Annotated in this window: 7 protein-coding genes; 3 read left to right on the top strand and 4 right to left on the bottom strand. The window is 56.3% G+C overall.

The genetic code is table 11. The features are described 5' to 3' along the window. Positions 1–182, bottom strand: a 182-nt coding sequence (locus tag ACR0DY_RS17315; RefSeq protein ID WP_480898800.1) for a hypothetical protein, incomplete at its 3' end; no start/stop codon positions are given. 323 nt (positions 183–505) lie between these two features. Here ACR0DY_RS17315 and ACR0DY_RS17310 point away from each other — a divergent pair. The 3 genes from ACR0DY_RS17310 (at position 506) to ACR0DY_RS17300 (ending at position 2,887) form a co-directional block, all read left to right on the top strand. Further along, positions 506–1,030, top strand: coding sequence for an RNA polymerase sigma factor (locus ACR0DY_RS17310; protein WP_245220757.1), 525 nt, complete (start codon positions 506–508; stop codon positions 1,028–1,030). Next, positions 1,027–1,764: an anti-sigma factor gene (locus ACR0DY_RS17305; RefSeq protein ID WP_480546951.1), complete on the top strand. Its 738-nt coding sequence runs from the start codon at positions 1,027–1,029 to the stop codon at positions 1,762–1,764. Before ACR0DY_RS17310 ends, ACR0DY_RS17305 begins: the two co-directional genes overlap by 4 nt. A gap of 64 nt (positions 1,765–1,828) precedes the next feature. Beyond that, a complete protein-coding gene (locus ACR0DY_RS17300) occupies positions 1,829–2,887 on the top strand; it encodes a helix-turn-helix domain-containing protein (RefSeq protein ID WP_480483621.1) in 1,059 nt (352 codons plus the stop codon). A gap of 42 nt (positions 2,888–2,929) precedes the next feature. Here the strand turns inward: ACR0DY_RS17300 and ACR0DY_RS17295 are convergent, their stop codons facing one another. The 3 genes from ACR0DY_RS17295 to ACR0DY_RS17285 form a co-directional block, all read right to left on the bottom strand. Continuing rightward, positions 2,930–4,234 carry a UDP-glucose dehydrogenase family protein gene (locus tag ACR0DY_RS17295; protein WP_480483622.1) on the bottom strand — a complete coding sequence of 435 codons (1,305 nt, stop codon included), beginning with the start codon at positions 4,232–4,234 and terminating at the stop codon, positions 2,930–2,932. Between the two features lie 381 nt (positions 4,235–4,615). Next, positions 4,616–5,680: a DUF2793 domain-containing protein gene (locus tag ACR0DY_RS17290; RefSeq protein ID WP_480483623.1), complete on the bottom strand. Its 1,065-nt coding sequence runs from the start codon at positions 5,678–5,680 to the stop codon at positions 4,616–4,618. A gap of 174 nt (positions 5,681–5,854) precedes the next feature. Then, positions 5,855–7,294, bottom strand: a complete 1,440-nt coding sequence (locus tag ACR0DY_RS17285) for a mannose-1-phosphate guanylyltransferase/mannose-6-phosphate isomerase (protein WP_480483624.1) — start codon at positions 7,292–7,294, stop codon at positions 5,855–5,857. Between the last annotated feature and the right edge of the window lie 34 nt (positions 7,295–7,328).

The raw sequence follows: 7,328 nt of genomic DNA, 5'->3' as shown, positions 1-7,328 counted from the left end.
CCCTGCGCATAAAAGCTCTCACCGACAAGCCGGCCCATATAGCCCGATCGCCACTTGTTCCAGGCGCGCTTCATCATTGCGTTCTCCAAATCCGTGAAACGGTGCGCACGCTCAGATACCCCATATCCCGTCGCGCCTAAAGGACAGATGCAACCCTGCGGCAGACCAACCCATCCCAACATCCAAACACGCTAAATAAGACCTAACCCTCAAACCCGCAACCAATACCAAAAAAACTCAAGCAATCCATAACCGCAATCGAACGGCTTATGTGCTTTGGAACACCATGCCTTTGGTCGAAACCAATACAACTGCCGCAAATGGCCAGTATCCAACACCCAGTTGGTTGCAGAAACAGGCGCTGCAACAATTACAGACGCAAACGTGACTGCTTGGAACAGGAGTTTCGTTTCATTTCACTGCTAAATATGGCAATTCTGCCCTTGCGGGTCCGATCCGCGATTGAGAAACACAAGCAGGTCGCGATCATTCGATGAGAGCTGAGATGACTTCTGAACAAGCCGTCCGCGATGCGGTTCAGACGCATTCGAAGCGTGTCTGGCGGTTTGCGCTGGCATTATCGGGTGCCTCGGATGTAGCCGATGATTTGTTACAGGCCACATGTTTGCGCGCGCTTGAACGACATCATCAGGTGACGTCGCACAACCGTCTGGACAGCTGGTTGATGACAATCTGCCGGTCGATTTGGCTGAATGAGCTGCGTTCGCGGTCGGTTCGGCGCGCGCAGGCGCTGTCGGTGACCCCCGAAGCGGATCTGGTTGCAACGGGACCGGACACGGAAACGAATATTTTTGCGGCTGAAGTGTTTACTCAAGTGATGCAGTTGCCAGAGGCACAGCGCGAAACGGTTATGCTCGTCTTCGTTGAGGGGTACAGTTACCGCGAAGCCGCCGCTTTGTTGGAGGTTCCAATTGGCACGATCATGAGCCGGCTTTCGAATGCCCGGCAGAAACTTAAAACTGTGATGCAGGTTGATGCAGCGGACACCGCGCGACGGAGTGGCAAATGACGTTTTCCGACGAGACGCTATTAGCGTATCTGGAAGGCAGCCTGGATGAGGCTCAGACCCGCGCTATTGATGTTGCGGTTGAAGATGACGCTACGTTGGAACATCGTCTGATGGCGCTGGATCCGATTGCGCCTGTTGTTCGGGATGTTTTTGAGAACCTGCCCGCTGAAGCGCCGAAGGTGGACCTTCCAGAAAAAACGACGCGGCCCGCCAATAACGGGTTTCTGCGTCTTGTTGCGGTGGCTGCCAGCGCGGCGTTTGCAGCCGTCGCCGTAACATTCTGGGCCACCCGGCCAGCAGACTTAAGCTGGGCCCAGCAGGCCGCGATCTATCAATCACTTTACGTGCCGGAAACGATTGCATCGCTGGACAGTTCGGACGCGTCGCTGACCAAACAATTTGCAATGGCCGAAGCCGAGCTGGGACGATCGCTGAATAAGGAAACACTGGAAGCGTTGCCAGGGTTGGAGCTGAAGCGGGCGCAGGTTCTTTCATTCAAAGGCAAGCCCTTGATCCAAGTGGTTTTTGCCGACGATCAGGGTCAACCACTTGCCTTCTGTGTCATTCGCCAGGGACCGAATGCCGCAGATACCGAAGTTCAACAAACGGTGTTGAGCGGTTTGGCAACTGCAAAATGGGAGCAGGGCGGTTATGGATTTATGCTGTTGGGCAGTTCCCCGCAGACGGATTTAAGCAACGAACTGGAAGTGTTGACCCGTACATTCTCGGGCTGATGGAAAAACCTTGTGAACTGTTGCAAATGCCCGAAGAATGCCGGGTATGACGTCGAAGAAAACCATGCCCCTTCCAGAAGACGAGGTCGATGATCTTGGCCCAGCCAGCATCTATGACGGTGATCCGGCAGAAGAAGACGACCCTTGGTTTTTGCCCCCGGACCAGGACGTGGAGGAAGGTTTCTTTTTGCCTGGTCCCCGATCGGATCAGCGCCCATTGTTCGATCCGCGCGATTGGTATTCGGCACAATCAGAATTGTCGGCAGAGCTTGCTGATCTTGCCCTGACCTTTGGCGCTCTGGATGAGCGGCTGCGTTCGGGGCCTGAGGGGTGGACGCATCGTTTGGCACTTATGGAAACGTCCGATCTGGGGTGGTGGACAGGGGATCGGGTCAGCGTGGACCGCCTGGCTTTGTGGACGGGTCTGAGGATCGGCGCGACCCACGATGACGTGCAGGCGCTGTTCCGGGCAGGTTGGGCCGTGCGCCGTCTGAGCTCTGGCGCGGGCCCTGCGACAGGCGGGTGGGAAAGCGGGTTGACCGCGTTTCTCGACCGTCTGGCTCAGGGGGCCGATGCGACGCCTGAAGCGATCGTTGATCTGGCCGAAGTCATGCGGAATGCTGAAAGGCTGCACCCGGTGACACAATCGGCCATCGCGTTTCATGCATGGCGAGCGGTTTCGCAGGGGGTCGGACAAGACACCGAGGCGGCAATCATCGCAGCGCGGCACGCGGCTTCGATGGGGCGGGGCGGCGCAATGTTCATGCCACTGGCGTTGTCTGGTCCGGGTGCGTTGCGCGGAACAGGTGGGCCGACGGAAAAGTTAGGGTCTTGGATACAGGGCGCCGGGCAAGCTGTTCTTGCGGCTTTGCTGCACCTCGACAGGATCAGTGTCTGGGAGGGTAAGGCCCGCGACGCGACGCAGGATCTGAGCGGTCGCACCCCCCCGCGTCTGATTGATGCTCTGGCGGCGTGGCCGATGGTCTCGGCCCCACTTGCAGAAGAACTTACCAATTCTTCCCGCGCGGCGGTTCAACGGAATTTTGACCTGTTCACCCGGAGAGGTCTGGTGCGCGAAGTCACCGGACAAGGCCGCTACCGGGTTTGGACAGCCGCACTATGATCCGTCAACTACTTGCGAAACGGTATGATTGGACGGGTGCTTTCAGCGTCCAACGCCGACGTAGGTTTCGAACCCCGATTTCAGCGCTGTAGTTTTCGAGTAGATGTTGCGCAGGTCGACCATCCTGGCTGATTTCATTGACGCCGCAATTTCGGAAAGGTTCAGCGCGCGGAATTCATTCCATTCCGTCAGCAGCACAACAACATCCGCGCCCCGCGCGGCGATGTACGGATCGTCGCACCATTCGACGCCCGGCAAAAGCGCCTCTCCTTCAGATTTTCCCTGTGGGTCAACAACACGCACCTTTGCGCCTCCGCCTATCAGGGCGGGGACGATGGACAGTGATGGCGCGTCGCGCATATCGTCCGTATTGGGTTTGAACGTGACACCCAGAACCGTCACGGTCTTGCCGTTGAAATGATCGTCACATGCGTCACGAATTTTCTCGATCATCCGTTTCTTGATTTCGTCATTCACGCGGATGACGGTCTCGGTGATTTGCATCGGATGCGCGTGGTCCTGCCCGATCCGGGCCAACGCGGCCGTGTCTTTTGGAAAACATGAACCACCGTAGCCAGGTCCTGCATGCAGGAATTTGTTGCCAATCCGCCCGTCAAGGCCAATGCCACGCGATACTTCTTTGACATCCGCACCAACTTTTTCGCATAGCCCGGCGATTTCATTGATGAAGGTAATTTTGGTCGCTAGAAACGCGTTGGCGGCGTATTTTATCATCTCGGCGCTTTCCAGATCGGTGGTCAGGATCGGGAAGTCGCGCAGGTAAAGAGGGCGGTAAATTTCTGCCATCACCTCGGCAGCGCGGTCATTTTCGACGCCGACCACAACGCGGTCCGGGCGCATGAAATCGTCTATTGCCGCGCCTTCGCGAAGGAATTCAGGGTTCGAAGCCACGTCAAATTCGGCCAGGGGGTTAGCGGCCTTGACTGTTTCCTGCACTTTTCGGTTTGTTCCGACGGGCACAGTCGATTTTGTGACGATAACGGTATACCCGGTGACAGCCTGAGCGATTTCTTCCGCCGCTGCCATCACATAGGTCAGATCCGCATGGCCGTCTCCACGCCGGGTTGGCGTTCCAACTGCAATAAAGATAGCATCCGCGCCGTCCACTGCGGCTGCAAGATCGGTTGTGAAGCTCAGGCGGCCAGCCGCGACGTTTCGCGCCATCAGCACGTCCAGACCTGGTTCATAAATAGGCACCTGTCCGGCTTTGAGCATATCGATCTTCTGCTCAGCCTTATCAACGCAAATCACATCATGACCGAAGTCCGAGAAACACACACCGGAAACAAGGCCCACATACCCGGTGCCGATCATTGCAATGCGCATCTGCCTAATCCTTTTATACCAATTACTATCAACGGCGCGGGCAAAATCGAAGAATCCAGCGCCGGTTTCAATGATTTACAGGTATGGTTGCTGAGTTCCCATGTTTTCTTGTTGTTTTTGAGGCAATATGCGCGGGAACAGAGTTTTTACAATCCGTCGTGCTGCGCAGAACTTGTTGAATCACGTCCATTGTCAGCTGAAAAGATACAATTCTGGGCATGGACCAGTAATAAACAGCCAGTAAGCGGGCGGTGTTGCGCCGCCCACTTTTCGCCCGGAGCAAGGCGCCTGTAGCGGGTCCAATGGAATTGGCGATTGCTATAGAAATAGACCGACGACGCAAAAAAACCGCCCGAACCACAGTTCAGGCGGCAGCTGTGCTCAGAACCAGCGCCCTATGGCGATGACACTTGGTGAAAAAGCCGCTGTATCCGAAGTTACAGAGAGGGCTTTGCACGTGGCTTGAGTGTTTCCGGGCACATCAAACCCGATGAAACGATTATTGGCTCCAGCGCTGCCACTAACGCTTGGCGCAGAGGAAAATGGAGCTGGGTAGTTCCACGTCATTGCAGCGCTTGCGAACAATACGCCTTCCGCGGCCGTGCATGCGACAGGAAGCAACGCGGCGGTGCAGATCAGGGTTCCATCGGCAAAACGTGTAAATTCGCCATTGGTGTTACTTCCGCGCTCTATGACCGCACCGGTTGGTATACCGCCAACTTCTGATACCGACCCCAGAAGGTTACCCGGCCCATAACCGTAGTCGGCACGCATCAGGCGACCCGGAGTGGTATCCGTCGCATTGCCCTGAACAGCTGCACCAGCCGCTGTTCCGGTCGCGGGGTCAAAAGTCAGAGCTTCCGTCCAGGTACCTCCGTCAGGGGACACTTTGATTGAAAACCACGTACTTCCGGATAACCCCATTTCAGCGTGACCGGTCCAGTTCGACTGAAACACCAGCGATGCTGTATCGCTGGCACCCGCCTTGTTGATCTTTAGCTGATGCCCGCCGCCCTCATGGCTCAGAAGCGTTGCCGGGCTTCGGACAGACAAGCGATTCGTAGCGTCCGAACTTGTTGCCACCCCAACACCATTCAGGTTCTGAGTATTGACGGGCAAGGGCAGCCAGTCAGACCCATTCCAGAACTTCAGTTCACCAGTGGCCTCGTCCCAGGCGCGCCAGCCCGCATACGGGGTCAAGAAATGCCAGGCGTCGTCCAGCCATGCGGCAAGCTCTCCTGCATGTCCGGCCCAGTCCCCGGTGGGGGTGACGCCTAGAGCATAGACATCGCCCTGCTCGGGGACTACGGGCGGAGTGCTGGAATTGGTCGTTCGCACTGTCAGCTGTACGACCAGATCAAGCTGCCGCAGTGCTTCATTGTGAGTAACGTGTTTTTGAGCCTGCGAAGGTTGTAGAAAAGGCAGGCGCAATCTGGGTGAGGTCATTGACACGAGGGTCCTCCTGTGGCTGTCGGTCCGAAAGTCGGTCGCGCGCCACTCTGCCGTAAGGCGCGTCAATCCCGTCTGACCTGGCCGACCGCACAGGAAATAATCTGTTAACCTAAGTATCTCCGGGGACAAGCCGACCCGAGTATGGCCTATAGAGAACTATGTCGCCGCTTAGTCCCGGGCATAAATGTCTTCATATCGAATGATGTCATCTTCGCCTAAATAGGTGCCGGTCTGCACTTCGATCAAAACCATGGGCACTTTGCCAGGGTTCTCCATCCGGTGCACGGCACCCAGCGGGATATAGACGGACTGATTTTCGCTAACCAACCGTTCCTGATCATCGATTGTGACCTTGGCGGTGCCCTCAACCACAATCCAATGCTCGGACCGATGGTGATGGGACTGCAGGCTGAGTGAAGCGCCAGGATGTACATGGATTCGTTTGACCTGAAATCTGTCACCGATCACGAGGCTCTCAAACCAGCCCCAGGGGCGGTGATCGACCGGAAGCGTATCTGCCTGTTTGGCCCCCTTAGCCTTTAAGGCAGCGACAGCCTGCTTGACGTCCTGGGCTTTGTCCATGCTAGCAACCAGCACAGCATCCGGCATCGCAACTGCGATAATGTTCTCAAGCCCCATTGCCACCACTTCCTGAGCTGGCGATTCTGATCGTATCAGAACGTTGCAGCAGTCGATTGTGGTTACTTCCCCATTTGTCGCGGTGCCGTTTTCATCAGGGTTTGACAATTCTTGAACAGCCGTCCAACTTCCAACATCCGACCAACCTGCGGAATACGGAACCACGCTAAGGTTGGGGGCTTTTTCCATGACCGCATAGTCGATCGAGACGTCATCGACGTCAGCCCAAGCCGAAGGGTCCAATCTCAGGAACCCCAAATCTGCCTTTGCGCTGTCGACGGCCTTTTGGACAGGTGCAACAAGGGTGCTTGCGTATTTTTTATATGCTGCAACGATGTCACGTACCGCAAACAGGAAGATGCCGGAATTCCACAGGTAACTGCCATCTTTCACCATCGCCTGCGCGGCTTCCAAATCCGGCTTCTCCACGAACCGATCCAGGCGAACTGCACCCCCGGACGCGTCTGGGGCGTCGTTCAGCTTTAAGTAGCCATACCCGGTTTCGGGCCGAGTGGGCGTGATGCCAAATGTCACCAGATCGCTTCGTTCGGCAATTGCGCGCACGCCTGTGGCGACGGCCTGATGAAAAGCCGCCTTGTTTGGAAGCACATGATCTGAAGGCGCGACCAGCATGATGGCATCCGGATCACGTGAGGCAAGGTACAACGCAGCCGCCAGTACGGCAGGGGCCGTGTTTCGCCCTTCAGGCTCAATCAGAATCGGACCGGGGTCGATCCCAATAGCGGTCAGCTGTTCAGGTACAATAAACCGAAAGGCTTCGTTGGTGAGAACCATTGGTTTGGCATAGGGCGTATGCGAGGGTCCAAGCATCCGGTCGGCACAATCCTGTAACAGACTGGTTTTTCCGACAAGTGGAACGAATTGCTTGGGATAGCTTTTGCGCGACAGGGGCCACAAACGCGTTCCTGAACCACCACACAGGATGACTGGATAGACCGTTCTGTTCATACACGTGCCCCTGAATTGCTGATGACCAACGATA

The sequence above is a fragment of the Ruegeria sp. O6 genome (genome assembly GCF_056535045.1).
This window is presented reverse-complemented; position numbering and strand designations above follow the sequence as displayed.